The organism is Rhodococcus sp. DN22, assembly GCF_036669995.1.
Lineage (GTDB): Bacteria > Actinomycetota > Actinomycetes > Mycobacteriales > Mycobacteriaceae > Rhodococcus_F > Rhodococcus_F erythropolis.
The window spans coordinates 1,483,158-1,507,927 of the sequence record NZ_CP133326.1 but is presented as its reverse complement, the minus strand read 5'-3'; the positions used below and the strand labels follow the sequence as shown (position 1 = coordinate 1,507,927).

Sequence of the window (24,770 nt, the reverse complement as noted above, 5' to 3'; positions counted from 1 at the left end):
TGTCTGCCGGCTGTCTGCTGGCTGTCTGCTGGTACCGCTGTGTGAACAGGTTTCATACTGACGCACTTTGTGACTGGGGTCACCATTGGGAAAGCAAATTGATTTGTGCTCATTGTGCTCACGAACAGCTGCTTTCCCGGCATCGAACTGAAGGCTAGGGTCTGGCTGGTGTCCTCAGGAAACGAGCAGGCCGAGCGAGAGCGCAAGTCGCCTCTGCGTGCGCGCCTGTTTCGGCGCCGGCACACTCTGGCGACCCAACTTCTCGAACTGCAACTTCTGATCGTCGTCGCAGTTCTCGTGTGTGTCACCGCCCTCTCCCTCGCTCAGTCGTCTGCGAGTTTCCAACGCGAGGAGGGACGTCGCGCACTCTCGGCAGCGGAATCACTCGCAGCCAATCCAGCGGTACGTGAACTACTCCCCCAGGCACAGACTCGTCTCCGCTCCGGACTACAAGGTTCGGTCGACTCGGTGCGCGCAATCTCGGGCGTCACCTACGTCTCGCTTGCCGACGCCGACGGCAGTGTCGTCATTTCGACGCGTCCCGGCGATGTCGGCATCGACGCACGTCAGAGACAGGATCGGTCATGGACGGGTTTAGTCGACACGTCCTCAGGCAAGGCAGTGGAAGCGCACGTTCCGATTCTCGGCAGCGAAGGAGGGATCACCGGAACCGCGATCGTCGGCATCGAGTACCCCTCGATCTGGACGCGACTGCTGCAGTCTGCACCGAACCTCCTGGTATACCTCGCCGTGGCCTCGCTTCTCGGGGGCGTCGGTTCGATCCTGTTGGCCCGCAGGGTCAAACGGCAGACCCTCGGCATGGAGGCTCGCGAGATCCTGGACCTGGTTCGCCAACGTGAGGCGATGCTGCGTGGCCTCAAGGAAGGTGTCATCGCATTCGACGCGCAGGGAAAGGTGGTGCTGATGAGCGACAGTGCCCACCAACTCCTCGACATCCCACGCGGGAGTGCCGGTAGATCTGTGCGGGACCTCGGTCTCGACGACCGACTCCAGAGTGTACTGACCTCCGGGACAACCGAATCCGATCAGTTGGTTCTTGTCGGAGATCGACTACTCGTCCTCAACACCGTCTTGATCGAATCGAAAGGCCGCACCATCGGGTCGGTCACCACCTTCCGCGACCGCACCGAATTGCGCTCCGTGGAAGAAGAACTCGACGTGACCAAAACCAGCACGGACGCGCTACGCGCCCACATCCACGAGTTCGACAATCAGTTGCACACCATTTCCGGCCTCATCCAGCTCGGCGAGTACGACGAGGTGGTCGGCTACGTCGAGGGCCTGACCATGGAGCGCGCACAGGTCAGTGCGGCCGTGACCGACAAGATCGCCGACGTCGGCACTGCCGCACTCGTGATCGCCAAGATAGGTGCCGCTGCAAAGGGATTGGTCACCGTGGAACTGACATCGGACACGCACCTGGACTCGGTTGATCGCCGACTCGGCCGAGACCTCGTGACGGTGGTCGGAAACCTCGTCGACAATGCCGTCGACGCTGTCGGTGAGATGCCGGAAGCGTCGCGCCGCAAGGTTCGATTGTCGATTCGGGGCCGTGGCACCGCCGTCGAAGTACGGGTCGAGGACGCCGGCCCCGGTATCGCGCCGGAGAATCGCGACAGGGTTTTCGGCCAGGGCTGGAGCACCAAGGGACAATCGAGCGACGGACACGGTTTCGGCTTGGCACTGGTACGCCTGACGTGTCGTCGACGCGGTGGCGACGTCACCGTGAGCAGTCGTTCGACAGAGGGCATCGAATGGACTGTCTTCACCGCAGTCCTACACGACGGAGAGGGCGCATGATCCGGGTACTGGTGGTCGACGACGACTTCATGGTGGCGAAGGTGCACAGCGGATTCGTCTCGCGGATAGACGGTTTCGAAGTGTGTGGCGTCGCCCATTCGGCCGAGGCCGCGCTGGCCGCAGTCGGTGAGTTCCAACCCGACCTGGTGCTTCTCGACGTCCACCTGCCGGGCACCACCGGACTCGATCTGATCGCCCCGTTTCGCGAGCTGGCACCGGAGCTGGATGTTCTTGTCATCACGAGTGAGCGCGAGGCCGGCTCGGTCAAGAAGGCGCTGCGCAGCGGCGTCGTGCATTACCTGATGAAGCCATTCACGTTCGAGGTTCTCCGTGAGCGTCTCGAGCGTTACCGATCGACATACGCGAATCTCGACAGCTCCGGCGAAGCAGAACAGACAGCAGTGGACGAGGCCTTCGGTGTGGCAGGTGGCGCGCCCGGGGCGTCGTCCCACAAAGGTTTGCCCAAGGGACTCAGTCCCGAGACTCTTCTGTTGGTCGAGACAGCTCTGCGAGACGACACCGAACCCGCCTCGGCAACAGACATTTCCGAGAGAGTCGGTATCTCGCGCGCGAGCGCGAGGCGCTACCTCGAGTACCTCTACGAGTCCGGGCGGTCCACCACCTCGCTGAAATACGGAGTGGTGGGCCGCCCGGAGCGTCGTTACGTCTGGAAACGCTGACCCTTCGCTACACGACGCTGGTTCCTAGACTGCGCGGGCGCTGGTCTCCCAGTACCGCGCGCGCAGTGCCTTCTTGTCCAGCTTGCCCAGCGGTGTCAACGGGAGTGAATCCACGAAGTCGATGCTCTTGGGAGCGTGAACCGAACCCTTGGCTGCCTTCACCTTGTCGACCAGTTCCTCGGTGTCCACGGTCAGTCCGGCACGAAGCACCACGCAGGCCTTGACGGCTTCGCCCCACTTGTCGTCCGGTACACCGACTACCGCCACCGATGCGACGGACGGGTGCGCCGAGATCACGTCTTCGATCTCGCGCGGGAACACGTTGAAACCACCGGTCACGATCATGTCCTTCTTGCGATCGACGATGGACATGAACCCGTCCTTGTCCTTACGTGCGATGTCGCCGGTGTGCAGCCAACCCCCACGGAACGCCTCGGCGGTTTCGGCCGGCTTCTTCCAGTAGCCCTTCATGATCAGCGGGCCGCGCACGCAGATCTCACCGAGCTCTCCCTGCGGCACCTCGTTGAGGTCGTCGTCGAGCAACCGGACGTCGAGCCATGGCACGGGCCGCCCACAGGTAGCGAGGCGGGCCGGATCGTCGGCGACGTGTTCTTCCTTGCGCAGCACCGAGATTGTCATGCCGCACTCGGTCTGACCGTAGAACTGGAAGAAGATCTGCCCGAACTTCTTGATGCCCTCTTGCAATCTGGCCGGGGACATCGCGGACGCTCCGTAGAACAGCGTCTGCAAACTCGATACGTCACGCTTGGGCAGATCGGGGTGGTCCATGAGCATGTAGATCATGGTGGGCACCAACATGGTTGCCGTGATCTTGTGCTTCTCGATCGCCTCGAGCACGGCCCCCGGTTCGAAGGCGGGCAGGACGATCAGAGCGCCGCCGCGCAGCAAAGTCGGGATGAAGAACGCCGCGCCTGCATGTGAGAGTGGCGTGCAGATGAGAAAGCGGTTGTCCTCGGGCCACTGCCACTCCGACATCTGGATCTGATTGAGCGCTGCACCCGAACGGAACGATCCCACAACACCTTTGGGCTTTCCGGTCGTTCCACCGGTGTAGACCATGCTGCTGGCGTCTTCGGCATCGACGTGCGCTGCCTTCAGCGGCGCAGGCTCGAATGTGGCAGCCAGCGCGAGGATGTCGATCCCCACTTCGGACGGGCCCATCGAGAGCACGTTGGTCAGCGAAGGCGACGACGCCTTCAACTCGGCGGCACGCTCTTCGAAGGCGTTGGGATCGAAGATGAGGGTCTCGATCTCGGCGTCGTCGACGATGTACTTGTGGTCGTCGAGCGATCCCATCGGGTTCAAGGCACTCGCCCGGCAGCCGGTGATCATGGTCGCGCCCATGCTGATCAGCACCTCGGGGCGGTTCTTCGACAGCATCGCGGTGCTGGTGCCCTGAGTGATTCCCAGCGACACGAGAGCCTGGGCGAAGCAGCTGATCTGATCGCGCATCTGCCCTCCGGTGAGGATCACGTCTCCGAGGTACAGCGCAGGCTTGTCGTGATTGCGTTCCAGAGCGGTGATGAGCAGGTCCGGACCGTATACCGGTCGGTGCAGGTCAGCGAACTCGTCTGTCATCTGGTCTTCCTTCTGCTCGGCGCGTGCAGTCATCGAGATGTGCTCCCGGTCACGGATACGATATCCAGAATTGCACAAAACTGGAACAGGTTCCACCTCTTCGATCGAATCCGAGAATGCTCCCGATCAGCGGGAAGCCCGTCGTCACCCACGAGAGCGGTGGTTAGCGTCGATGTACCCACCGAGACGACAGCGTCTCGGTCGCGTCCAACGGAGAGTGTCATGACTACCAACCTCGGTACCGCCCACTTCACGGCATCTGCTCCCCGTACGTCCACCACGCTTTTCTCGGATTTCGACTCGCTGTACGGCACCGTGCGCTCGGCACCCGACGGGTCCGTCGTCGAACAGGACGTCGTGTTCTTCGGGCGCCCTGATCCGGGCGCGCTGCTCACCGGATCCGTGAGGCCGCTGGGCTCGACTCTCGAGCGGATCACCGAATACCACGACCAGACCGGGCATCTGGTTGCCGAGGTCTTCGTCCGGGAAGCTCCGACAGCGGGCACCGGAACCGATTCCGTTGCTGCCCTTGCCGATTTCGCCGCTCGTCGTTACGGCTCGGCGTCGCTACGACGGTTCCGCGGACGTTGCACCGCAACTTCCGCAGGAGCAGATCTGAACTGCTCCGTGACGGTGCTCGCTACGTACGAGAAGGACCACGAGAGCGTCGCCGACGTAGCTCTGGTCGCCACCGATCCCACCGGGGTCGTCACCGCTCGGGCCTGGGCGACTTACGCGATCGACGATGTGGCGACACTCGCGAGCTGAATCTCTGCAGGTCACCGAGCGGGTGTTCCATCCAGCGGGAGCTGCCGTATCTCCAGAGGACGCTTCGTCGTTGTATGAGACGGATCACATCACTGGAGCGTCGCAAGACGCGGCTCGGAGGAAGACATGGCACTCGGAACCGGCCCACTCACCACTACGGACGCCTCGACGCAGTCGGGCGCCGGCGAGGAAATTCGAGAAATCGAAGCGGCAGCGCCCCCGGCGCGGTTCGCGCGTGGATGGCACTGCCTCGGACTGAGCAATACCTATCGCGACGGTCAGCCCCACCAGATCGAGGCATTCGGCACCAGCCTTGTCGTCTTCGCCGACAGCAAGGGCGACATCAAGATTCTCGACGCCTACTGCCGCCACATGGGTGGCAACCTCGCTCACGGAACCGTCAAGGGCGATTCGATCGCCTGCCCGTTCCACGACTGGCGTTGGGGCGGTAACGGAAAATGTACGGCGATCCCCTACGCACGACGCGTTCCGCCGCTGGCCAAGACGCGGGCGTGGACCACACTCGAGAAGAACGGTCAGCTGTTCGTCTGGCACGATCCCCAGGGAAATCCCCCGCCCGCCGAGGTCACAATTCCCGACATCGAGGGCTTCGGAAGCGATGAGTGGAGCGACTGGAGCTGGAACACGCTCACCATCGAAGGCTCTCATTGCCGCGAGATCGTGGACAACGTCGTGGACATGGCCCACTTCTTCTACGTTCACTACTCGTTCCCCAAGTACTTCAAGAACATCTTCGAAGGTCACGTAGCGAGCCAGTACATGGAATCGGTGGGACGCGAGGACATCATCAGCGGCACCAACTACGGCGATCCCAACGCTGTTCTTCGTTCGGATGCTTCGTATTTCGGTCCGTCGTACATGATCGACTGGATCAAGAGCGAAGCCAACGGGCAGATCATCGAAACTGTATTGATCAACTGCCACTACCCCATCTCGAACAATGCCTTCGTGTTGCAGTACGGCGCGATGGTCAAGAAGCTTCCCGGTATGGACGACGAGTCCACTGCCGCGATGGCCGCGCAGTTCACCGAGGGCGTCGAGATGGGATTCCTTCAGGACGTGGAGATCTGGAAGAACAAGGCCCCGATCGACAACCCGCTGCTCTCGGAGGAGGACGGCCCGGTTTACCAGTTGCGGCGCTGGTACAACCAGTTCTACACCGATGTCGAGAACGTCACGGAAGACATGACGAAGCGCTTCGAATTCGAGATCGACACTACCCGCGCAGTGGAGAGCTGGAAGCGGGAAGTCGCCGAAAACGTTGCCGCACGTGACGCCCAGGCGCTCGAGACAACCTCCTGATTCGCAGTCGAAAACACTGCTGAGACAACCTGACTGAACGCAAGGAACAACATGACGTACGAAGTGCTCGAACAGATCAACGCGATGGCCGACGACATCTTCGCCGAAGGCATCGAGGCCGAGCGGATCGGCCGGGTGGCCGACGACACCGCCAAGAAGATGAAGGCAATCGGTTCCATCCGCATGCTCCAACCCAAGGAACACGGCGGAATGGAGGCGCATCCTCGCGAGTTCGCCGAGACCGTGATGCGCATGGCTTCGCTCAATCCCTCGGCCGGCTGGGTACACGGGATCGTCGGAGTTCACCCGTGGCAGCTCGCGTTCGCGGATCCCAAGGTGCAGCAGGAGATCTGGGGATCGGATCCCGACACCTGGATGGCATCGCCGTACATGCCCGGCGGAATGTGTATCCCCACCGACGGCGGCTACAAGTTCTCCGGCCGCTGGCAGTTCTCTTCCGGCACCGACCATTGCGACTGGGCTTTCCTCGGTGCGATGGCGTGCGACAAGGACGGCAACATGGAGATGCCGCCGCGCATGCTCCATGTGATCATTCCGCGCACCGACTACGAAATCATCGAAGACTCGTGGGATGTCATGGGACTTCGCGGCACCGGCTCCAAGGACCTCGTGGTCAAGGATGCGTACGTCCCCGATTACCGCGTCATGGACTGCGACGAGGTCATCGACGGAACGGCGGTGCGCAAGTACGGGCGCACCGAGACGCTGTACCTGATGCCGTGGTCGAACATGTTCCCCCTCGGTATCACCGCCGCCACCATCGGCATCTGCGAGGGAATGCTCTTCCACGCCAACGAGTACCAGGCCGATCGCATCAACGCACAGGGCACGGCAGTCAAGGACGACCCGTACACCTTGTTCGCCATCGGTCAGGCAACTGCCGACATCCGGGCAGCCCGCGACACCCTGCTGGCCAACGTCGACCGCATGTGGGATCGAGTGGATGCCGGCAAGGAAGTGACCTTCGAGCAGCGGGCCGAGGGACGTCAGACTCAGGTGCAGGCCGCCTGGCGCGCAATCAATGCAATCGATCAGGTCTACCCGCGCTGCGGCGGCAACGCACTGCGGATGGACAAGCCGCTTCAGCGATTCTGGCGCGACGCTCACGCGGGACAGCACCACGCAATTCACGTGCCGGGCACCGTATTCCACGCCGCCTCGCTGAGCCGTCTCGGCGCAGATCCGCAGGGTCCGCTGCGGGCGATGATCTGATCAGACTTCGACACAAGAAATCGACAGGAACAGAACACGATGACACACACTGACATCAAGGGACTTGGCTACGTCAAGATCTCGACCAACGACATGGCACGTTGGCGCACTTTCGCTTTCGATGTTCTCGGATTCGCCAAGGGCAGTGGGCCGGACGAGAACGCTCTCTACCTACGGCTCGACGAGCGTGCTGCTCGCATCGTCGTCGTCGAGGGTGAGCGCGACGAGATCGTCAACATCGGTTGGGAGGTCGCCGATCACGCCGCACTGCGCCGCGTTCAGGAGGCCCTCGAAAAGAACGGCACCGAGGTGGAGCAGCTTTCGCTCGCCGAAGCGGATGCTCGACGGGTCGAAGAGGTCATCGCCTTCACCGATCCCGGTGGAGCAGCCATCGAGGTCTTCCACGGCGCGATCCTCGACCACAGCCCCGTGGTGACGCCCTTCGGCGCTCGATTCGTCACCGGCGCACAGGGTCTCGGCCACGTCGTGCTCCCGGTGATGGACAGTGCTGCGAGCTTCGACTTCTACACCGAGGTGCTCGGCTTCTACCCGCGCGGCGCCTTCCGCCTGCCGGCCCCGCCCGAATTCGGGCCGCTGCGAATCCGTTTCATGGGCGTCAACGAGCGTCACCACAGCTTGGCCCTGTGCCCGGCACCGCACGGCGGCGCACCCGGCCTGATTCACATCATGGTCGAGGTCGACACCCTCGACGCTGTCGGCCAGGCTCTCGACCGAGTGATGAAGGACGGATTCTCCGTGTCGTCGACCTTGGGTCGCCACACCAACGACAAGATGATCTCCTTCTACGTCCGCGCACCCGGCGGCTGGGACATCGAGTTCGGCACCGAGGGTGCGAAGGTGGATCAGGACTCGTACTCCTCCGAGGAGATCACCGCTGACAGCTACTGGGGCCACGACTGGTCCGGAAGCGAACCGCTGGCAGCTATGTAATACCTGCCGGCGACGATGTAGTACCCGCCGGTAGTAAACAGACGAAGGGGCTTGCGCGAGCATTCGCGCAAGCCCCTTCGTCGTTTCCACCGTGACGCGCCCGAAAACAGACCGGTGATCCACTTCACAAATCCACAACTCTATGACACTATTTCTAATTGAAATAGCCAGTTCACTGGTTGTGGAGCTCTAAGAGAAGTGAGGTACACGATGACACTGCAGGCTGTGGATGCTTTAGGCGCCGATTCGGCCCCGACAGCAATTCTCGATCGCGTCTCGCTGGTTCTCGACGCCTTCGACGGTCCCGGCAGGTTGACGCTCGCTCAGGTCGTTCGGAGCACGGGCTTGCCACGCTCGTCTGCCCACCGCATGCTCGAACGTCTCGTCTCGATGCGTTGGCTGCGCCGCGACGGCCGCGACTACGAACTCGGTATGCGCCTCGTCGAACTGGGATCGCTCGCGGTTCATCAAGACCGCCTCCACGCTGCAGCCATGCCGCTCCTCCACGAGCTCTACCGCGTTACCGGCTTCGTGGTTCACCTCGGCATCCTCGACGGGCCCGATGTGGTCTACATGGAGAAGATCGGCGGACGCCTCGCTGCCGCGGTGCCGACGCGTGTCGGTGGTCGACGCCGGGCCGAGACCACTGCGATCGGTCAGGCACTGCTTGCATTCGGTTCGCCGAAGTCCTCGGGCTACGCACTGCCCCACCTCGCCAGGATTCGCGAATCAGGGGTGGCATTCGAAACCGGAAACGGCCTACCGGGATTCAGCTGTCTTGCGGCACCGATCGGCCCCATCGGCCGCGCTGTTGCCGCGGTATCCATCTGCGCGCCGTCGAAGGCTCTCCGACTCGACCACGTCAGCGCAGCGCCGGTTCGGATGGCGGCCGCTGCCATTTGGCGTGGCATCGACGGCGGATCGCTGAGCGTCACTCCGACGTTGCAGCGTCGTCACCTGCTGCGCAACATGCCGACCGCGGCCGGGGCCTGACTCAGATATTCGAGCCGTTGCCGGTGAGACCGGCTTGCTCGAGCGCCAACACGTACTCCTCGACGTTCTTCCATCTGCCAGGCGTCGAGGGCAACGGCGATCCCAGTCGGTCGTGCTCGGCGACGTTCGCGAACTCGGCGGACGCACGATCGATGTCTTCGAGTAGTTCGCGAGCAAGTTCGATCTCGGCTCGGAAGTACCGTTCCGACCATCGCAACGTCATGACCGGGAACGACCAGGCCGGCTCGTTCTCGGCATGATCTGCGTGGAGTTTCGCGCGTCGAATCTGCTCTTCGACGTTGGCGATATGGGCTTCGACCAGTGCCTTCAGTCGCTCGGGTTCGTTGAGGTGTCCCATCCACAGACGCAACATCACGCCGTGCTTGAGCACCGGGACTTCCACCGGCGCCTCCCGTGACCACGTCCGGACGGCGTCGGTTCCTGATTGGGTGATCGAGTAGAGGCGCTTGCCCCGCACCCCGGGCTCGGAAACGACCCGGGACTCCACGAATCCGATGCTTTCGAGCTTCTTCAGCTCTGCGTAGACCTGGCTGATGGACGGGCTCCAGTAGAAGAAGCCGACACTCCAGTCGGCCCACTTCTTCAAATCGTTTCCGGTCAGTTCCTCCCCGAACGTCAGCATCCCGAGCACTGCCCAGCTGGTAGCGGGAAGTCCTCGGGACACGTCATCAGGTTCGGACATGCCCGAAGTCTAACAATCACTGGTGATTTGCTGGTTTCGTAGAATCCGAACGGACCGCTGAGCGGGATCAAATTTGCCCGAGACCCCTCCACCTGACACTCGGTCGGTCCGAACCCGTGGCGAGAAGCCATTGCTGCCATTGAGTGGGACTGCCGCTGGATTACGACCGCGGCGCCACACATCGTTGCTTCTGAAGCTGTTTGCAGAGTTTTGAACAGAGATTTGAACAAGGAGACGACATGACCGTGGAAAACGCCGAGCCGCCAGTTCTGGACGGACGCACACTTCGCAACGTGATGAGCAATTTCTGCACTGGCGTCACCGTCATCACCGCTCACGATGGAGACTCACCCCTCGGCTTCACCTGCCAGTCTCTGGTCTCGGTATCGCTCGATCCCCCGTTGCTTTCGTTCTGCCCGGCGAAGACGTCGACAAGTTGGCCGAAGCTTCGCGAATCCGGAACTCTCTGCATCAATGTTCTCGCCCACGATCAGCAGGACATGTGTTCGGCGTTCGCTCGCGGCGGGACCGACAAGTTCCTCGGCGTCGAGTGGGACGCGGCCGGCAACGGTGCTCCGGCGCTCAGCGGCGCACTCGCTCGCATCGAGGCCACCGTCGAGCAGGAGCACGACGCCGGTGATCACACCATCGTCGTCGCACGCATCACCGATCTGAACGTGCTGCGCCACGACGGTCCGCTTCTGTTCTACCGCGGCGGCTTCGGACGCTTCGACGCCTGAATTTCTTGCGGGCCGTCCCGCTGCGTGGGAGATTGCGACGCCGAATCGAGACGGCACCGATAGCGTCCGAAGTAGTTGTCAGACCCTGAACTTCTCGACTGATCGGACTAACTCGATGACCACTCTCGAACCAGACACCACGGCCACGATCACGGCGACGGTTACCACCTACCTCGACGCCGTGGCTCGCGGATCGTCAGCGGACATCGCCGCCCTCTACGCCGAGAACGCGACACTCGAAGACCCGGTCGGCAGCGAACCCCGTGTCGGCAAAGCGGCGATCACCGAGTTCTACGGCGCTCTCGAGGGCGGTTCGCAAGAGACGGAGCTTCTCACCTTGCGGGTGAGCGGATCCAGCGCGGCCTTCCACTTCCGCGTCGTCACACCGGTGGGCGATCAGGTCTACGAGGTCGAACCGATCGACGTCATGACTTTCGACGCGGACGCCAAGATCACGAGCATGCGCGCGTTCTGGTCACCGGCCGATCTGATTGCACGCTGATGCGTCAGGTCAGCTGTCGGAACTGCGGAAACCGCGTTCTGGTCGAGAAATACAGCGAAGCGCACACCAGCGTTCAATGGCTCGAAGAGTCGCAAGTGGTGTGCCCGGAACTGGGGCGTGAGAACGGTCGAGCCAACGCTCAGCGGACGTGTGGCGCTCTGCGTCAGACGATCAACGACCTTGCCGACGCCGGTGAGCTGGAGATGAGCCTGCGCAGCTACCCGGTGCCGGGCAAGCTGTCCTGAACGCTTTCGCGTAGGACTTCGGCGAACGTGCGCGCCGATTCCAAGTCGTCGGCGTTCGGCCGCCCCTTCCGGATACCTCCGAACGGCTTGAACGGAAAATACGTATCCCACGCGCGGGACGAGAAGGCTGCGACCACATCGAAGCCCTTCTGCTCGAGCAGCTGAACCAGTGGACGCGAGAAGCGATGAATCCCCTTGTCGGGAAAACCACTGGTGGCGAAGACAAAAGCCTTGGATCGCCGTTCTTCGGGGAGTGCCTCGATGAACGAGCGTAGATCTTCGTGGTACGAGCGTAGGTAGATGCCGGAGCCGAAGCCCACCAGGTCGTAGTCGGCGAGCTGCGCGGCGTCGATGTCACCGGGCTCGACCACGCGAGCATCGAGAACTTCTCCGATGACGTCGGCGATACGCTTCGTATTGCCATGGGAGACAGAGGTACACACGATGATTGCCTTCATCGACTGCCTTCTTTCGTCGCTGTGTGTGGGACGCCATCTACGTTCTCGCGCAGGTAGATCCAGGTGATGAATCCCCCGCAGATTGCAAAAATCACGGCGACAACCGAATATGCGTCGAGCGGAAACCCAGTCCAGATCAAGCCTGCAACAAGGACCATCGCACCAACAGCCAGACCTGCCGATACTTCCTTGGACATACGCATCCCTCCCCTGGTTCATCACTGCCAGTTCCAGGATAGAGGTACCAGCGAAGCTACGGACAGCCGTGACGGTGGGGAATGATGCCGGTATGTCAGCACGATTGAAAGGACGTAGGCGCGCGGTCAACGCTTTGCTCGTCGACGTCGAACGATGGGCCGGTGAACACGACGGAGTCAAGGCTCTAGCGCTGGTCGGGTCCTACGCGCGCGGCGCGGAGCGTATGGCGAGTGATCTTGATCTGATGATCCTGGCCGACGACGCGAACGCGCTCGCAAGTGAAGACTGGTTCGTGCGGCTCCGCCCCGACGCGCGATTCATCGGAGTCGCAAACTGGGGGCCAGTTCGAGAACGACGCTTCCGCCTACGGTCCGGCCTCCTCGTCGAGCTGAATTTCGCGAGCGAGAGCTGGGCGGACGTTCCGCTCGACGCGGGTACTCGACGTGTTCTCGAAGACGGTCACCGAATCCTGTACGACACTGGGCCTCTTCGTGTCGCTGCGAGTGCTGTAGGAATTGATCGATGAGCACTGCGTCGGTCTTCGAAACCTTAGCCGCCGAAATATCCGCGTTGCGCGGCTCGCCTCTCGTCTCGATCGACGGTGTCGATGGGAGCGGCAAGACAACCTTCGCTAAAAGCCTTACAGCGCAGCTGAATGCACGCACAGCCATCGTGATTCACGTCGATGACTTTCTGAATCCGCCGGAGATTCGTCATCGTAGAGGTCGGCAATCACCGGAAGGCTTCTGGCTCGACAGCTACGACTACGACGCCCTCGAACGACATGTCCTCGATCCGTTGGGGCCGGGCGGGAGCAGAAGGTACCGACAACGGCGGGACAGCGACCCGTACCTGCATGCAGCCGATGGAGCGATAGTCCTTGTCGAAGGACTCTTCCTGCATCGAGACGAACTCGCCGAACGATGGGACTATTCGGTCTTCCTCGATGCGCCCTTCGAGGAGACCGCGCGGCGCATGAACCTTCGCGACGGAACGAACGCGGATCCGGATCATCCTTCGATGAACAGATATGTGGGCGGGCAACGGCTTTACTTCGCCGCTGCAAAACCCTGGATCCGAGCCGACTGCGTCATCGACAACTCCGACCCGGGCATGCCGCGCATCCACTCCTGATATCGCGTCGAGATCGCGAGCGATACTCGTATTCCGCCATCCCTCCCGGCCTGGGAATTCTCCCGAACGGTCGCGAGAAGTCGAGTAGGGTCTCTCAATGACGTCACCAACCGCCTCCCGCATCAGAACTCTGAACTGGATCGCATTCGGGATCGGGATTCTGCTGACTGCCCTCGCAATTTACGATCTCGTTCAAGGCGAGCGTTCAACGAGTGTATGGATCGCCGTTGTGTGTTGGCCGATTGTCGCAACACTCAGTGCGGTCCAGCTATTCAAGTCGAGACCCAACAGCTGAGTACCTGATGTGCACCCACTGATCCTCAGGCGAATGTCCGGAACAGGCCTTCTCTCGCTCACCGGGAAGGCACGTATGAGGCGCCACCATCCGACCATAGCTTTGTGACATGGACAACAACGTCGATGTCATTGTCATCGGATCGGGCGCTGCCGGATCCGCCGCAGCACTCCAAGCACACGCTGACGGCGCGTCGGTGGTGATTCTGGAGAAGAGTGGACGCGATGCCGCGGGTGGCAACACTCGACTGTCCGGCAGTGGATGGTTCGTCAACCAGGACCCTGCTGCCGCCCGCACCTTCCTGCGTTCGTTGAACGGATCGTTCACCGTTGCCGACGACGTCATCGACGCCTGGGCAGAGAATACGCAAGGACTGTCCGACTGGCTCCGCAGTCTGGGTGCAACTGTAGCGATGACCGGCGATTTCCATTCCACGGCGGAGTACGGCGAACTCGACGGAAGTTCTTGTTACGCAGGGATGGATACCATCGAAGGGAAGATGGGCAATGAACTTCTCTACCGCTTCCTCGTTTCCGCTCTCGCTGAACGCGGCATCACAACTCTTTTCGACACCGAAGCCACCAGACTCTTGACGGATGAATCCGGATCGGTGACCGGAGTCGAGATCCGTTCGGGCGAACAAACTTCGCAGATCCATGCGCGCCGAGGTGTCATCCTTGCCACCGGAGGTTTCGAAGCAAATCCGGCCATGGTGCGCGATTACCTACGCCTGGAGAATCCGAAGATCTGGGGCTCACCTTCGGCAACAGGCGACGGCCACCGGATGGCACAGGCAGTGGGCGCAGATCTGTGGCACATGAACAACATGATGACCATTACGGGAATCCCCGGCGACCTCGAAAATCCGACTGGATTCTTCCTCGCACTGTGGAACGCGCACAACTATGTGTTCCTCAGCCGGGAAGGTCGACGCTTCACCGACGAGTCAACCGAAATGCGGCACGGTCATGTGTTCAGAGAGGGTTCCTACCAACACTTTCCGGTGCAACCGATGAACATTGTGTTCGACGAGACGATGAGGTTGGCCGGGCAGCTGAGCCCCGGTCGCGACGCACTGCCCGTCGGACACATGGTCCTCGACGAAGGGTACGAGTGGAGTTCGGACAATCAAGCCGAGATCGACAAGGGTTGGATCGTCAAAGCGGACACGCTTGCCGAACTCGCCGGGAAGCTCGGCTTGGACCCCGCCGTCGTGGAAACAAGTGTGCACCGCTACAACGAGGCGTGCGCGGACGGCGTAGACCATTCCTTCGGCCGCAATCCGGAAACTTTGGCTCCGGTGGCAACCGCTCCGTTCTACGCCGTCTCCGGGCCACCGCTGCTGGGATGGAGTAGCGGTGGGCCGCGCCGCGACGGTCATTCCCGCGTCCTCGACACCGCCGGTAGCCCGATTCCGGGGCTGTATGCGGCGGGCGCAGTGAGTTCCACCTACAGCGCGGCGAAGGACGGTGGATTCCATATTGCCGACGCCTTCGCGTTCGGTCGTGTTGCCGGCGCCCATGCTGCCGCGCGCGCGACAGCGGGCGACTGAGTCACGTACGAGCGGCCTTGACCTCGTCGAAGAACGCGACGACGGCGGCTTCGTTCTCCGGCGGAACGGTGAGCGATGCCCGTGGACCCGCTACCGCGATGGAGTCGTCGGCGAGCCGGTTTCCAATGGTGAGCTTCAATCCCGATTTCGACGGTTTCGCCTTCACCGCAATGTGTTCGACATGCCAGCGAGCCACTTCGCTCGTGCTCGCGGCGGTGCGGTCGAAGACCTCCACCGTGCGGTGGTCGAGGACCATGACGATGTCGGTCCCGACGGTGACTTCCAGATAGCGTCGTTCCGCCACGGTGTGCGCCTTTCGGTTAGGTGAAACCGACGCTACACACCGTGGCGGAACCCAGCGCGACAAACCTCAGCTATTCCAAACTTCAGCGGGACGAACTCCCCGCATCCACCGGCAGGGCGACCGACGTGATGTAACGGGCCTCGTCGGAGGACAGGAACAGTGCCGCATTCGCTACGTCCACCGGTTCGATCCACGGAATGGCAAGCATGTTCATCGTCATCGCCGCCGCAGCGAATTCCTCGCGCGTCGGGTTCTCGAGATCGGGGCGGAACTTGCCGCGCACCAACGGGTTCTGAATCATCAGAGTGTCGACGTTGGTGGGATGAACGGTGTTGACCCGCACGTTGTGCGGCGCCAATTCCTTTGCCAGCGAACGCATCAGACCAACGACTCCATGCTTGGCTGCGGTGTAGTGCGCAACTCCGACCAGCCCCCGCAGTCCGGCGATGGAACTGGTGAGTGTCATCGATCCCCCACCTCGCGCGATCAAGTGCGGCGCCGCAACCGTCGTGGTGTGCCACACCCCGGTCAGGTTCACGTCCAGCATGGTCTGCCACATCGTTTCCGACATCGTCAGAGCCCCGTCGGAAGACGTGATACCGGCTGTAGCGCACACGATGTCGAGTCCGCCGAGCGCTTCGACCCCCGAGTCCACCGCGCTGCGTAGCGCCTCGAGATCCCGAACGTCCACTACCGCAGATTCGACCTTTCGCCCCAGTGCCTCGATCTGGGCTACCGTCTCGGCGAGATCGGATTCCGACGCGGGCGGGGTGACTGTCGTTTCCACCGACGCGCACACGTCGATCGCGATGATGTCCGCACCCTCTTCGGCGAATCGCACGGCCTGAGCCCGGCCGATTCCTCGAGCCGCACCCGTGATCAGCGCGATCTTGCCTTCCAATCGAGAAGTCATCAATTCACACTTTCTGGGTCAGGCCGGCGTCGACCACCAACTGACAGCCGGTCATGTAGCGGGACTCCGCGGATGCGAGAAACAGGACGGCATTGCTGACATCCACCGGATCGACCCAGGGAACAGGTAACAGGTTGCGTGCGCTCAGTACTGCAGCGGCGTCTGCTTCCGTGGGATTCTCGATGTCCGGGCACAGGTTCGCGAACACTCGCTCGTTGATGATCATCGGGGTACGTACCGAACCCGGATGCACGGAGTTGACGCGAATACCCTCCGCGCCCAACTCGTTGGCCAGCGTTCTGGCCAGGCCCACCACGGCGTGCTTGGCGGCGCTGTAATGACTCGCTCCGGCAATACCTTTGATTCCCGCTGTCGAGCTGACCAGAACGACGGATCCACCGTCGCCGAAGTGCGGAACACAGGCCTTGACGGTGTGCCACGCCCCGGTCAGATTGACGTCGAGCGAGCGGCTCCACACTGCAGGATCGACGGTCCACGACGGTCCCGGCGTGTCGTACACGCCTGCATTCGCGACGACGACGTCCAACCCGCCGAGTTCGGCGACACAATCGGCGACTACCGCGGCGAGATCTTCGAAGTCACGAATGTCCGCGACGCCGGTGACCGCCACGCCTCCACGCTCGCGTACCGCCTGGGCGGTCTCCTCCAGCTCGGACTTTGCCTGCACGACATCCAACGCGATCACGGACGCGCCTTCGTCGGCGAGACGCTCGCAGTGTGAGCGGCCCATCCCGCCGGCCGCACCTGTCACGAGTACGCGAAGACCCTCGAGGCGACTCATGCGTGCACCGCACTGTTCAGTTCGAAGCCTCGGTATCCCGCTGCTGCCACGTCTGCACAGATGTCGGAGTAGACACCGAATCCTCCGATGAATGGCATGAATATCCTCGGCTTTCCCGGAATGTTGGCTCCCATGTACCAGGAGTTCGCGGATGGAAACAGCGTCGCCGACGCCCGGCGTGAGCATTCGTCGAGCCAGTTGTCCACGGCTTCGGCACTCGGTTCGATGGTGTCGATGCCCGCCGAATCGAGGTGGTTGATCGCGCCCGCGATCCAGTCCACGTGCTGCTCGGCAGCGAGAATCATGTTGGACAGCACACTCGGGCTACCCGGCCCGGTGACGATGAACAGGTTGGGGAACCCGTGTACTCCGAGGCCTAGATACGTCCTTGGACCCGCATGCCAGTTCTCGCGCAACGTCTCGCCATTGCGGCCGCGGATCTCGATGCGATCGAGCGCTCCCGTCATCGCGTCGAACCCGGTGGCAAACACCAGCGCATCCAGTTCGTAGTGCGCATCGGCCGTCTTGATTCCAGCCTCGTCGATCGCCTCGATCGGTGCGGACTTGAGATCTACCAGGCTGACGTTGTCACGGTTGTAGCTCTGGTAGTAGTTCGTGTCCGTGACAATCCGCTTGGTTCCGATGGGGTGGTCATTCGGAATGAGCAGGTCGGCGATCGCCTGATCCTGGACTTCCGAGCGGATCTTGCGTTCGGCAAACGCAGCCGCTGTCCCGTTGGCCTCGATGTTGCTCGTCTGGTCTGCGAAGGTCTTGGCGAACAGGACACCGCCGAGCTTCCACCGCTCCTCGTATGCCGCGTTTCTCTCGGCCTCCGAGACCTCGAGGGCGCTGCGAGGATCCGAAACGAACGGCGATCCACCGCCACTGCGCTTGGACAGCGCTCGACGCTCTGCATAGCCGGCCTTGATCTCGGCGCGGCGCTTGTCATCGAGAGGCGTGTTTCCTGCCGGCACACTGTAATTCGCGGACCGCTGGAACACGTAGAGATGATCGGCCTGCTCGGCGATCAGCGGAATGGACTGGATGCCCGAGGATCCGGTGCCGATCACGCCGACGCGTTTGCCGGTGAAGTCGACGCCCTCGTGCGGCCAGAAACCGGTGTGGAACACCTCGCCACCGAAGGTCTCACGGCCCGCAATGTTCGGAACGTTCGCGGTCGAGAGGCTACCGGTAGCGCACACGACGAAGCGTGAGGTGACGTCGTGACCGCCGTCGGTCTGTACTCGCCACGTCGCAGTACCCTCGTCGAACTGTGCGCTCAGAACGCGTGTGTCGAAGGTGAAGCCAGTGCGAAGGTCGAAGCGATCAGCCACGTGATCGAGGTACGAGAGGATCTCCGGTTGCGCGGCGTACTTCTCACTCCAGTCCCAATCCTGTTGCAGCTCTTCGGAGAACGAGTAGGAGTAGTCGAAACTCTCGACGTCACAGCGTGCGCCGGGGTAGCGGTTGAAATACCACGTGCCGCCCACTCCGGAGCCCGCCTCGAAGCCGTGGACACGCAGCCCCTGCTCGCGAAGTCGGTGCATGGCGTACATGCCAGCGACGCCGGCGCCGATGACTACGACGTCGAGTGGTGCGGTGGAGAAGTCAGGATCGGTCATGGTGGTCACGCTACGAGTGGACTGGTTGGTAGAGGAACGGGTTCTCCCGCTGGGTGGGCTACGGCAGTGGAGAGCGTTGGTGTCCACCGATCGGGGGACACCGATGTCATCCAGCACTCGGACCCGTAGGTGGACAGACCCGAAGGGATTTCGGGGCCATAGTTGTCTCATCACCGAAACACACGGTCACCGAGACCGACAAATCGAGGAGAAACATCATGGCTACCAACACAATTCGACCCGAAGCAATTTCCTTCTCCGGCCTCAGCATGGCAGCTCTGGTCGCCCGCGCCGCCGGGGCGAACGCGGTGAAGTCGATAACCGACACATCCGTCACGACGGCGATGATCAGCAATTCGGGCTTCGGGGCCCTGTATCTGGTCGACGCATCCAATCCGAACGGTGACTGGATCGTCCCGCCGGCCGACTACATCCTGCCGAACATGAACGTCAACGTGGTCGCCACCAGCAAGAATCAGAACGACTTCCCCGTCGTGCTGACGTACCGCTCCGACGACGGTGGAGTGTTTGTCTTCAGCGCCACCAACTCGAAGGCCAGGGCAGATGCCGGCGGAACGTACGCCCCCGACGGCCACGACGTCACGGTGACGATGACCTCGGGTTACCCGGCCATGAACGTCACGTACGTACTGCGGTGACTCCCGTTCACTCCAACAGACCCTGCCGCATCGCGGCGGCGACGGCGGCGCCTCGATCGTTGACTCCGAGTTTCTCGTAGAGGCGCTGCACGTGGGTTTTGACGGTCGAAGGCGCAAGAAAGAGCTGGGAGGCGATGGTGGGGATACTGGCGCCCTGTGCGATCAATCCGAGGACTTCACGCTCACGGGCGCTGAGAGTCGGGCCGGACGGCTCGCTACGGCGACGCACCTCTCCCACCAGTCCGGCAGCGATGCTGGGCGGCAACACATCTCGTCCCGCGGCGCAGTCGAGCACGGCGCTCACGATCTCGGCCCGGGTGGATTCCTTCGGCAGGAATCCGGCAGCACCCGCCTGCAGAGCCTGATACACGACGGACGATTCGTCGTGAGCACTGAGCAGGAGCACCCTGGTCGGCAACTCGTCTCGAACCACTGCTGCTGCCACCTGGGTCCCGTCCAGGTGGGGCATCCGGAAATCGATCAGCGCCACCTTCGGGCGTAATTCCCGAATCATTGCGAGCGCAGCTGCGCCGTCGTCGGCCTCGCCCAGAACGTCGATGCGGTCACTGCCGGTCAGGGCCCGAACCACGCCCTCACGAAACAACGGGTGATCGTCGCCGACCACCACGGAAACCTTGCCGACCACCGGCTTCGTGCCTTCTCGCATTGCTCACTTTCTCACGCCCGTACCAGCAATGCGAGCACTTGCGCCTCCCCCGATCGGGGGACACGCGATTCAACCCCGCCACGGCCCCGTCGGCGGACATACAGCAGCCCTGATTCGCGACAAGATTGATTCATCGCCGAGAACGGCAACCACACACCAGCCCAGGAGCAGACATCATGCGTACCAACACCACTCGCTTCGTAGCAGTCACCGCGATCGCCCTCGCTCTCGGCGGAACCGCACTGGGAACCGCGGCGGTCGCCAACGCCGGCACCATGCCGACCGACGGCCCGACGGTTGCCATGACCATCACCAACAACACCGACAACCCGATGCTGCTGGACAGCGCGTCCAACCCCTACGGACAGTGGATCAACGGCCCCCGCTCCTACCTGGCTCCGCACACGACCGAAATCGTCACCGCCTACAGCAGCGATCCGCGCGGCATCGGTGTCGACGTCACCTACAACGTGGCCGACGGAGTCCAGACCGTCATGGCGGCCAACAACTACGCCGGCAACCCCACCCTCGACGGGACCCGCATCATCGGTGACCCGACGCACGTCATCCTCACCGACTACATGGCCACCGGCTACCCCACGATGAACGCCTCCTACGACGTCTTCACGCAGAACTGAAACGAGCGTTGAAGCAACCACGAACTTGATCCGCTACGGCCCACGACCCGGTATCCGCATGGATGTCGGGACGTGGTGTGCGCTGACCAGCTCAGACGCGTTCGACCAACACGCAGCGGGCACCACTGAAGATCGTAGGCATGCACTTGTTGCAGTGGATGCACAGTGATTGGGTATCGGATTCGGCTGCGATCCGATTGATCAGATCCGGTTCTCTGAGCAGTGCCCGTGCCATGGCGACGAACTCGAACCCTTCCGCCATTGCGGTATCCATGCCCGCTTTATCCGTGACACCGCCGAGCAGCACGAGCGGCAACTTCACCGCAGCACGGATCTGCCGAGCCTCTTCCAGCATGAACAGCGGCTTGTACGGATAGGCATGCAACATGCTCTTGCCCACCAACTGCACACCGAGTCGAACAGGTTGCGGCATCGCGGCGGCAAACTCGCGGATCGGCGCATCGCCCTTGAACAGGTACATCGGGTTGAGCAGTGAGCTACCCATCGTCAACTCGAGCGCATCGACACTTCCGGATGCCTCGAGCCACTGCGCCACCTGGATTGCTTCGTCCACCCAGAATCCGCCTGGCACACCGTCGTCCATGTTCAGCTTGGCCAAGATCGCGATCTTGTCGCCGACTGCATCGCGCACACTGCGCGCAGTTTCGAGTACGACGCGAGCCCGATTCTCGAGCGATCCGCCGTAAGAATCCTTACGACGGTTCAGTTTCGGACTCAGGAACGAGCTCGCGAAATAGTTGTGGCCGAAGTGGATCTCGACGGCGTCGAATCCTGCCTCGACGGCAAGTCGCGCAGCGCTCCCGTGCGCCGCCGCAATTCTGGTGATGTCCGCTGTGGTGGCAGTGCGAATCATCCTCATGCTCAACGGATTGAACGAACTCGACGGTGCCAGCGCAGGCAGTCCGGTCGACTTCTGATTCGCGACGGGGCCGGCGTGCCCGAGCTGCGCCGATGCTGCTGCCCCTTCGGCGTGAATGGCATCGGTGAGTCGTCGCAGTCCGGGGAGGGCATCGGGCCGCATCCACAGCTGGCCGTATTCGGTGCGCCCTTCCGGTGCGACGGCGCAATACGCGACGGTGGACATCCCGACTCCGCCGGCTGCCGGGCGGCGATGGAACTCGATCAGCTCGTCGGTGACCAGGGCGTCGGGAGTTTTGCCTTCGAATGTCGCGGACTTGATGATTCGATTTCGCAAGGTCACCGGGCCCAGCTTTGCCGGGGCGAGCACGTCGGGAGCAGTCATCAAGTTTGCCTCTCGCAGGGGTTGTTTGCTGGACGGTAGATCGATGGTCCAGAGCTGGCCAGCCCCCGTGCCACGGAGCGGGAAAACAACTTCAGCCCGGCCGAGGTGGCCGGGCTGAAGTGACATCGGTGCAGATCAGATGCGTCCGAAGTACGCGTCCTTGAGCACTGCCAGGTCGTCGATGTCCTTGGCGTCGGCGTCGAGGACCACCTTGCCGATGTCGAGGACCGTCACGTGATCGGCGACGCTCATCGCGGCCTCCACTGCCTGCTCCACCAACAGAACAGCCAGGCCGGTTTCTTTGAGCTGCTGGACGCGGTCCATCACCTCACCGACGATCACCGGAGCCAGCCCGCCCGACGGTTCGTCGAGAAGGAGCAACCGCGGCTGCGCCATCAGCGCTGCGCCGATCGCGAGCATCTGCTGCTGACCGCCCGACATGGAACCGGCGGGAAGCGCACGCTTCTCCCCCAGGATCGGGAACATCTCGTACATGGACTCGACGGATTCCATCAGCTCGCCGCGCTTTGCCTTGCGGGTGTACCCGCCCAGCAGAAGGTTCTGCTCGACGGTCTGCTTGTGAAAGACCCGCTTACCCTCCTGCACGTACGCCATACCCTGCCGCACCCGCTTGTGGGCGGGAACTCCGGTGATGTCGGCACCGTCCATTTCGACGGTTCCAGAGGCCACCTTGTTGAGGCCGGACAGAGCACGGAGCGTGCTCGTCTTGCCTGCACCGTTGCGTCCGAGCAGGGCTGTCACCTGACCGGGATAGACGTCGAACGAGACATCCCAGACGACGCGCAGATCGCCGTACCCGGTCTGCAGGTTACGGACCTTCAGAATCGGTTCCATCACTTCACCTCGCTGGTCTGATGGTCTACCGCGCCGATTTCTTCGAGCAGCGCATCCTCATCACCGGACTTGACTCCGAGGTATTCGCTCAACACGCGCGGGTGATGTTCGATCGTCGCCGCATCGCCGGTGGCGATCACCTGCCCCTGCGCCAGCACCACGATCTCGTCGGCCAGCGAGAGCACGAGGCGGAAGTTGTGCTCCACCAACACCACTGTGGCCCCGGCATCACGCAGTACCCGGATCAGGTCCGCCAGGCGTTCGAGTTCGTCCTCGTCGAGTCCGGACGCAACCTCGTCGAAGAGTACGACCCTCGGCTCGGCGATGACGGCGCGAGCAACTTCGAGCATGCGACGCATCCCCAGGGGCAGCGACGTCGCGATCTCGTTGCGCAGGTGCGACATCCCCACGAGCTCGAGAACACGCTCGGCCTCGACGATGTCGGCCTTCGCGATCCTGCGGAAGCTGGGCAGGCGAAGCACAGCCGACGCCATCGACGCGCGGTGCACCGAATACCGTCCGGATGCAACAGCTTCCAGAACCGTGATGTTCTCCGGAATCGTCGGAGTTTGGAACGTCCGCGCCACACCCACGCGCGCCACCTTGTGCGGCGACGACTGCGAGACCACCGTGTCACCGATTGTGATCACGCCGGCGTCCGCGGTGTAGAACCCGCAGATCATGTTGAGCATGGTCGTCTTACCCGAACCGTTTGGCCCGATCAACGCGGTGACCTTACCTGCCTCTGCGGTCAGGGTTGCCGCATTGAGAGCCTGGTTGCCACCGAATGCCTTGGACACTCCGTCGACCACCAACCGTGCGCCGTTGATCGGCGCCAGTTCCGGTGTTCCGCCGCTGTTTTCCTTTGCGGTGACTACGCCCAGGCCGGCCCTGCGATCGAGTTTCGAGACGATCGCTCGCCCGACCTTGGTCAGACCACCGGAGAGCAGCACACCGCCGATGATCAGGAAGCCTCCGTAGAAGATCAGCGAGTATTCCTGAAATGCCGTCGACTGGTTGGGACCGAGCTGCATGATCGCGGCACCGACTACGGCGCCGTACACACTTGCCGCACCGCCCAGGATGGATGCCGCCAGAACCGCTGTCGCAAAGGTGAACCCGAAGGCTTCCGGCGAGATGAACAGGTCGGTATTGGCGAACAACGCACCCGCCAGACCGGCCGGGAACGCACCGATCGCATAGCCGAGCAGTTTCATCCGGAACACCGACACACCCTGCGACGACGCCAGCACCGGCGACTGCTTGAGCGTGCGGAACGCGATGCCGTGGCGCGAGACCACCAGGTTGCGCATCACCGCGAACCAGAGGACGGTCACCACGACAACCACCATGTAGTACTGCTGGGTGTCGAGTTCGGAGCCGAAGAGCGTCGGCGGCTCCATACCGGTGAGGCCGTTTCGGCCGCCGGTCTTGCCGCCGAAGATCGCCAGTACGTCCGGCACGAGCAGCACCAGGAAGAACGACGTCATCGCCAGGGACCAGTTGCCCAGTCGCAGACCGGGAACGCCGGTCAAGATGCCGACGCCCAATGCCACGGCACCGGCCGCAGCGAGCTGGACCAGGATGTCGGTGTGACCGGCCTGGGACATCAGACCCGCGGTGTATGCACCCGCCGCGTACATCGCGGCCTGGCCGAGCGCCAGTTCACCGGCAAAGCCGAGGCTCAGGTTCAGGCCGCTGACCACAAGTGCCAGGATGCAGGCCAATTGAATCTGCCGTGATGTCGACAGGTCGAGCCCCATCACGGGCAGCAGCAAGATCACTACCGCCAGGACGAGCGGGATGATCCAACTCGGAAGGGAACGGAAAGTCCGCCACGCGCTTACCATT

General features: G+C 62.5%; 27 protein-coding genes. 15 read left to right on the top strand and 12 right to left on the bottom strand.

Annotated features, from left to right (window positions below):
* Positions 1–168: 168 nt before the first annotated feature.
* Together RA302_RS06910 and RA302_RS06905 are read left to right on the top strand one after the other, a co-directional pair.
* Positions 169–1,821: a sensor histidine kinase gene (locus tag RA302_RS06910; protein ID WP_338479896.1), complete on the top strand. Its 1,653-nt coding sequence runs from the start codon at positions 169–171 to the stop codon at positions 1,819–1,821.
* Positions 1,818–2,501 carry a response regulator gene (locus RA302_RS06905; RefSeq protein ID WP_020906624.1) on the top strand — a complete coding sequence of 228 codons (684 nt, stop codon included), beginning with the start codon at positions 1,818–1,820 and terminating at the stop codon, positions 2,499–2,501. The genes RA302_RS06910 and RA302_RS06905 overlap by 4 nt, the downstream gene beginning before the upstream one ends.
* A 24-nt stretch (positions 2,502–2,525) precedes the next feature.
* Here RA302_RS06905 and RA302_RS06900 read toward each other — a convergent pair whose 3' ends face one another.
* The gene (locus RA302_RS06900; protein WP_141487880.1) at positions 2,526–4,100 is read right to left on the bottom strand and encodes an AMP-binding protein; all 1,575 of its coding nucleotides are present in this window, start codon (positions 4,098–4,100) and stop codon (positions 2,526–2,528) included.
* Between the two features lie 222 nt (positions 4,101–4,322).
* Between RA302_RS06900 and RA302_RS06895 the strand changes: the two genes are divergently transcribed.
* The 5 genes from RA302_RS06895 to RA302_RS06875 all read left to right on the top strand — a co-directional run bounded on the left by RA302_RS06895 (position 4,323) and on the right by RA302_RS06875 (position 9,368).
* The gene (locus RA302_RS06895; RefSeq protein ID WP_338479893.1) at positions 4,323–4,868 is read left to right on the top strand and encodes a hypothetical protein; all 546 of its coding nucleotides are present in this window, start codon (positions 4,323–4,325) and stop codon (positions 4,866–4,868) included.
* A 126-nt stretch (positions 4,869–4,994) separates the two neighbouring features.
* On the top strand, positions 4,995–6,191 hold the full coding sequence (locus tag RA302_RS06890) for a Rieske 2Fe-2S domain-containing protein (RefSeq protein WP_020906621.1): 1,197 nt from the start codon (positions 4,995–4,997) through the stop codon (positions 6,189–6,191).
* Between the two features lie 51 nt (positions 6,192–6,242).
* Positions 6,243–7,424 carry an acyl-CoA dehydrogenase family protein gene (locus RA302_RS06885; protein ID WP_019749417.1) on the top strand — a complete coding sequence of 394 codons (1,182 nt, stop codon included), beginning with the start codon at positions 6,243–6,245 and terminating at the stop codon, positions 7,422–7,424.
* Between the two features lie 39 nt (positions 7,425–7,463).
* Complete coding sequence (gene bphC / locus RA302_RS06880; RefSeq protein ID WP_029254739.1) at positions 7,464–8,375, top strand: biphenyl-2,3-diol 1,2-dioxygenase; 912 nt, start codon at positions 7,464–7,466, stop codon at positions 8,373–8,375.
* A gap of 210 nt (positions 8,376–8,585) precedes the next feature.
* Complete coding sequence (locus RA302_RS06875) at positions 8,586–9,368, top strand: IclR family transcriptional regulator (protein WP_020968790.1); 783 nt, start codon at positions 8,586–8,588, stop codon at positions 9,366–9,368.
* Position 9,369: 1 nt separating this feature from the next.
* Here the strand turns inward: RA302_RS06875 and RA302_RS06870 are convergent, their stop codons facing one another.
* Positions 9,370–10,071, bottom strand: a complete 702-nt coding sequence (locus RA302_RS06870) for a PadR family transcriptional regulator (RefSeq protein WP_019749414.1) — start codon at positions 10,069–10,071, stop codon at positions 9,370–9,372.
* Positions 10,072–10,310: 239 nt separating this feature from the next.
* Here RA302_RS06870 and RA302_RS06865 point away from each other — a divergent pair, with 239 nt between their 5' ends.
* The 3 genes from RA302_RS06865 to RA302_RS06855 all read left to right on the top strand — a co-directional run bounded on the left by RA302_RS06865 (position 10,311) and on the right by RA302_RS06855 (position 11,558).
* A complete protein-coding gene (locus RA302_RS06865) occupies positions 10,311–10,811 on the top strand; it encodes a flavin reductase family protein (protein WP_020906617.1) in 501 nt (166 codons plus the stop codon).
* Positions 10,812–10,926: 115 nt separating this feature from the next.
* Entirely contained in the window at positions 10,927–11,313 is a 387-nt protein-coding gene (locus RA302_RS06860) for a nuclear transport factor 2 family protein (RefSeq protein ID WP_070797229.1), read from the top strand.
* On the top strand, positions 11,313–11,558 hold the full coding sequence (locus RA302_RS06855; protein ID WP_020906615.1) for a hypothetical protein: 246 nt from the start codon (positions 11,313–11,315) through the stop codon (positions 11,556–11,558). The genes RA302_RS06860 and RA302_RS06855 overlap by 1 nt, the downstream gene beginning before the upstream one ends.
* Here RA302_RS06855 and RA302_RS06850 read toward each other — a convergent pair.
* Together RA302_RS06850 and RA302_RS06845 are read right to left on the bottom strand one after the other, a co-directional pair.
* The gene (locus tag RA302_RS06850) at positions 11,531–12,016 is read right to left on the bottom strand and encodes a flavodoxin family protein (protein WP_070797228.1); all 486 of its coding nucleotides are present in this window, start codon (positions 12,014–12,016) and stop codon (positions 11,531–11,533) included. The genes RA302_RS06855 and RA302_RS06850 overlap by 28 nt on opposite strands.
* Positions 12,013–12,213, bottom strand: coding sequence for a hypothetical protein (locus tag RA302_RS06845; RefSeq protein WP_021334256.1), 201 nt, complete (start codon positions 12,211–12,213; stop codon positions 12,013–12,015). The genes RA302_RS06850 and RA302_RS06845 overlap by 4 nt, the downstream gene beginning before the upstream one ends.
* A gap of 92 nt (positions 12,214–12,305) precedes the next feature.
* Between RA302_RS06845 and RA302_RS06840 the strand changes: the two genes are divergently transcribed.
* From RA302_RS06840 to RA302_RS06830, 3 genes are all read left to right on the top strand, one after another.
* Positions 12,306–12,740, top strand: a complete 435-nt coding sequence (locus RA302_RS06840; protein ID WP_182261672.1) for a nucleotidyltransferase domain-containing protein — start codon at positions 12,306–12,308, stop codon at positions 12,738–12,740.
* Positions 12,737–13,348 carry a uridine kinase gene (locus RA302_RS06835; RefSeq protein ID WP_338479880.1) on the top strand — a complete coding sequence of 204 codons (612 nt, stop codon included), beginning with the start codon at positions 12,737–12,739 and terminating at the stop codon, positions 13,346–13,348. The genes RA302_RS06840 and RA302_RS06835 overlap by 4 nt, the downstream gene beginning before the upstream one ends.
* 404 nt (positions 13,349–13,752) lie before the next feature.
* The gene (locus RA302_RS06830; protein ID WP_338479878.1) at positions 13,753–15,195 is read left to right on the top strand and encodes an FAD-dependent oxidoreductase; all 1,443 of its coding nucleotides are present in this window, start codon (positions 13,753–13,755) and stop codon (positions 15,193–15,195) included.
* Position 15,196: 1 nt separating this feature from the next.
* Here the strand turns inward: RA302_RS06830 and RA302_RS06825 are convergent, their stop codons facing one another.
* The 4 genes from RA302_RS06825 to RA302_RS06810 form a co-directional block, all read right to left on the bottom strand.
* Positions 15,197–15,499, bottom strand: a complete 303-nt coding sequence (locus tag RA302_RS06825) for a hypothetical protein (protein ID WP_338479876.1) — start codon at positions 15,497–15,499, stop codon at positions 15,197–15,199.
* Between the two features lie 82 nt (positions 15,500–15,581).
* Positions 15,582–16,412, bottom strand: a complete 831-nt coding sequence (locus tag RA302_RS06820; protein ID WP_020968781.1) for a mycofactocin-coupled SDR family oxidoreductase — start codon at positions 16,410–16,412, stop codon at positions 15,582–15,584.
* Positions 16,413–16,416: 4 nt separating this feature from the next.
* Positions 16,417–17,214 carry a mycofactocin-coupled SDR family oxidoreductase gene (locus RA302_RS06815; RefSeq protein ID WP_020968780.1) on the bottom strand — a complete coding sequence of 266 codons (798 nt, stop codon included), beginning with the start codon at positions 17,212–17,214 and terminating at the stop codon, positions 16,417–16,419.
* Entirely contained in the window at positions 17,211–18,836 is a 1,626-nt protein-coding gene (locus RA302_RS06810) for an NAD(P)/FAD-dependent oxidoreductase (RefSeq protein ID WP_047888741.1), read from the bottom strand. The genes RA302_RS06815 and RA302_RS06810 overlap by 4 nt, the downstream gene beginning before the upstream one ends.
* Positions 18,837–19,054: 218 nt before the next feature.
* Here RA302_RS06810 and RA302_RS06805 point away from each other — a divergent pair, with 218 nt between their 5' ends.
* Positions 19,055–19,495 (top strand): hypothetical protein, encoded by a 441-nt coding sequence (locus RA302_RS06805; protein WP_020968778.1) that lies wholly within the window; start codon positions 19,055–19,057, stop codon positions 19,493–19,495.
* Positions 19,496–19,502: 7 nt separating this feature from the next.
* Here the strand turns inward: RA302_RS06805 and RA302_RS06800 are convergent, their stop codons facing one another.
* Positions 19,503–20,162: a response regulator transcription factor gene (locus RA302_RS06800; RefSeq protein ID WP_019749393.1), complete on the bottom strand. Its 660-nt coding sequence runs from the start codon at positions 20,160–20,162 to the stop codon at positions 19,503–19,505.
* Between the two features lie 176 nt (positions 20,163–20,338).
* On the opposite strand from RA302_RS06800, the gene RA302_RS06795 reads away from it, so the two are divergent.
* Positions 20,339–20,800 (top strand): hypothetical protein, encoded by a 462-nt coding sequence (locus RA302_RS06795; RefSeq protein ID WP_019749392.1) that lies wholly within the window; start codon positions 20,339–20,341, stop codon positions 20,798–20,800.
* 91 nt (positions 20,801–20,891) lie between these two features.
* Here RA302_RS06795 and RA302_RS06790 read toward each other — a convergent pair whose 3' ends face one another.
* The 3 genes from RA302_RS06790 to RA302_RS06780 all read right to left on the bottom strand — a co-directional run bounded on the left by RA302_RS06790 (position 20,892) and on the right by RA302_RS06780 (position 24,769).
* On the bottom strand, positions 20,892–22,067 hold the full coding sequence (locus RA302_RS06790; protein ID WP_024487410.1) for an NADH:flavin oxidoreductase: 1,176 nt from the start codon (positions 22,065–22,067) through the stop codon (positions 20,892–20,894).
* 132 nt (positions 22,068–22,199) lie between these two features.
* The gene (locus RA302_RS06785; protein WP_020723665.1) at positions 22,200–22,919 is read right to left on the bottom strand and encodes an ABC transporter ATP-binding protein; all 720 of its coding nucleotides are present in this window, start codon (positions 22,917–22,919) and stop codon (positions 22,200–22,202) included.
* Positions 22,919–24,769: a branched-chain amino acid ABC transporter ATP-binding protein/permease gene (locus tag RA302_RS06780; protein WP_019749389.1), complete on the bottom strand. Its 1,851-nt coding sequence runs from the start codon at positions 24,767–24,769 to the stop codon at positions 22,919–22,921. Before RA302_RS06780 ends, RA302_RS06785 begins: the two co-directional genes overlap by 1 nt.
* Between the last annotated feature and the right edge of the window lies 1 nt (position 24,770).

Bases quoted from the DNA above. Each gene is read 5' to 3' on its own strand.
- RA302_RS06905 (WP_020906624.1), top strand. From the start codon at position 1,818: ATGATCCGGGTACTGGTGGTCGACGACGACTTCATGGTGGCGAAGGTG.
- RA302_RS06900 (WP_141487880.1), bottom strand. From the start codon at position 4,100: ATGACAGACGAGTTCGCTGACCTGCACCGACCGGTATACGGTCCGGAC.
- RA302_RS06895 (WP_338479893.1), top strand. From the start codon at position 4,323: ATGACTACCAACCTCGGTACCGCCCACTTCACGGCATCTGCTCCCCGT.
- RA302_RS06890 (WP_020906621.1), top strand. From the start codon at position 4,995: ATGGCACTCGGAACCGGCCCACTCACCACTACGGACGCCTCGACGCAG.
- RA302_RS06885 (WP_019749417.1), top strand. From the start codon at position 6,243: ATGACGTACGAAGTGCTCGAACAGATCAACGCGATGGCCGACGACATC.
- bphC (WP_029254739.1), top strand. From the start codon at position 7,464: ATGACACACACTGACATCAAGGGACTTGGCTACGTCAAGATCTCGACC.
- RA302_RS06875 (WP_020968790.1), top strand. From the start codon at position 8,586: ATGACACTGCAGGCTGTGGATGCTTTAGGCGCCGATTCGGCCCCGACA.
- RA302_RS06870 (WP_019749414.1), bottom strand. From the start codon at position 10,071: ATGTCCGAACCTGATGACGTGTCCCGAGGACTTCCCGCTACCAGCTGG.
- RA302_RS06865 (WP_020906617.1), top strand. From the start codon at position 10,311: ATGACCGTGGAAAACGCCGAGCCGCCAGTTCTGGACGGACGCACACTT.
- RA302_RS06860 (WP_070797229.1), top strand. From the start codon at position 10,927: ATGACCACTCTCGAACCAGACACCACGGCCACGATCACGGCGACGGTT.
- RA302_RS06855 (WP_020906615.1), top strand. From the start codon at position 11,313: ATGCGTCAGGTCAGCTGTCGGAACTGCGGAAACCGCGTTCTGGTCGAG.
- RA302_RS06850 (WP_070797228.1), bottom strand. From the start codon at position 12,016: ATGAAGGCAATCATCGTGTGTACCTCTGTCTCCCATGGCAATACGAAG.
- RA302_RS06845 (WP_021334256.1), bottom strand. From the start codon at position 12,213: ATGTCCAAGGAAGTATCGGCAGGTCTGGCTGTTGGTGCGATGGTCCTT.
- RA302_RS06840 (WP_182261672.1), top strand. From the start codon at position 12,306: ATGTCAGCACGATTGAAAGGACGTAGGCGCGCGGTCAACGCTTTGCTC.
- RA302_RS06835 (WP_338479880.1), top strand. From the start codon at position 12,737: ATGAGCACTGCGTCGGTCTTCGAAACCTTAGCCGCCGAAATATCCGCG.
- RA302_RS06830 (WP_338479878.1), top strand. From the start codon at position 13,753: ATGGACAACAACGTCGATGTCATTGTCATCGGATCGGGCGCTGCCGGA.
- RA302_RS06820 (WP_020968781.1), bottom strand. From the start codon at position 16,412: ATGACTTCTCGATTGGAAGGCAAGATCGCGCTGATCACGGGTGCGGCT.
- RA302_RS06815 (WP_020968780.1), bottom strand. From the start codon at position 17,214: ATGAGTCGCCTCGAGGGTCTTCGCGTACTCGTGACAGGTGCGGCCGGC.
- RA302_RS06810 (WP_047888741.1), bottom strand. From the start codon at position 18,836: ATGACCGATCCTGACTTCTCCACCGCACCACTCGACGTCGTAGTCATC.
- RA302_RS06805 (WP_020968778.1), top strand. From the start codon at position 19,055: ATGGCTACCAACACAATTCGACCCGAAGCAATTTCCTTCTCCGGCCTC.
- RA302_RS06800 (WP_019749393.1), bottom strand. From the start codon at position 20,162: ATGCGAGAAGGCACGAAGCCGGTGGTCGGCAAGGTTTCCGTGGTGGTC.
- RA302_RS06795 (WP_019749392.1), top strand. From the start codon at position 20,339: ATGCGTACCAACACCACTCGCTTCGTAGCAGTCACCGCGATCGCCCTC.
- RA302_RS06785 (WP_020723665.1), bottom strand. From the start codon at position 22,919: ATGGAACCGATTCTGAAGGTCCGTAACCTGCAGACCGGGTACGGCGAT.
- RA302_RS06780 (WP_019749389.1), bottom strand. From the start codon at position 24,769: ATGGTAAGCGCGTGGCGGACTTTCCGTTCCCTTCCGAGTTGGATCATC.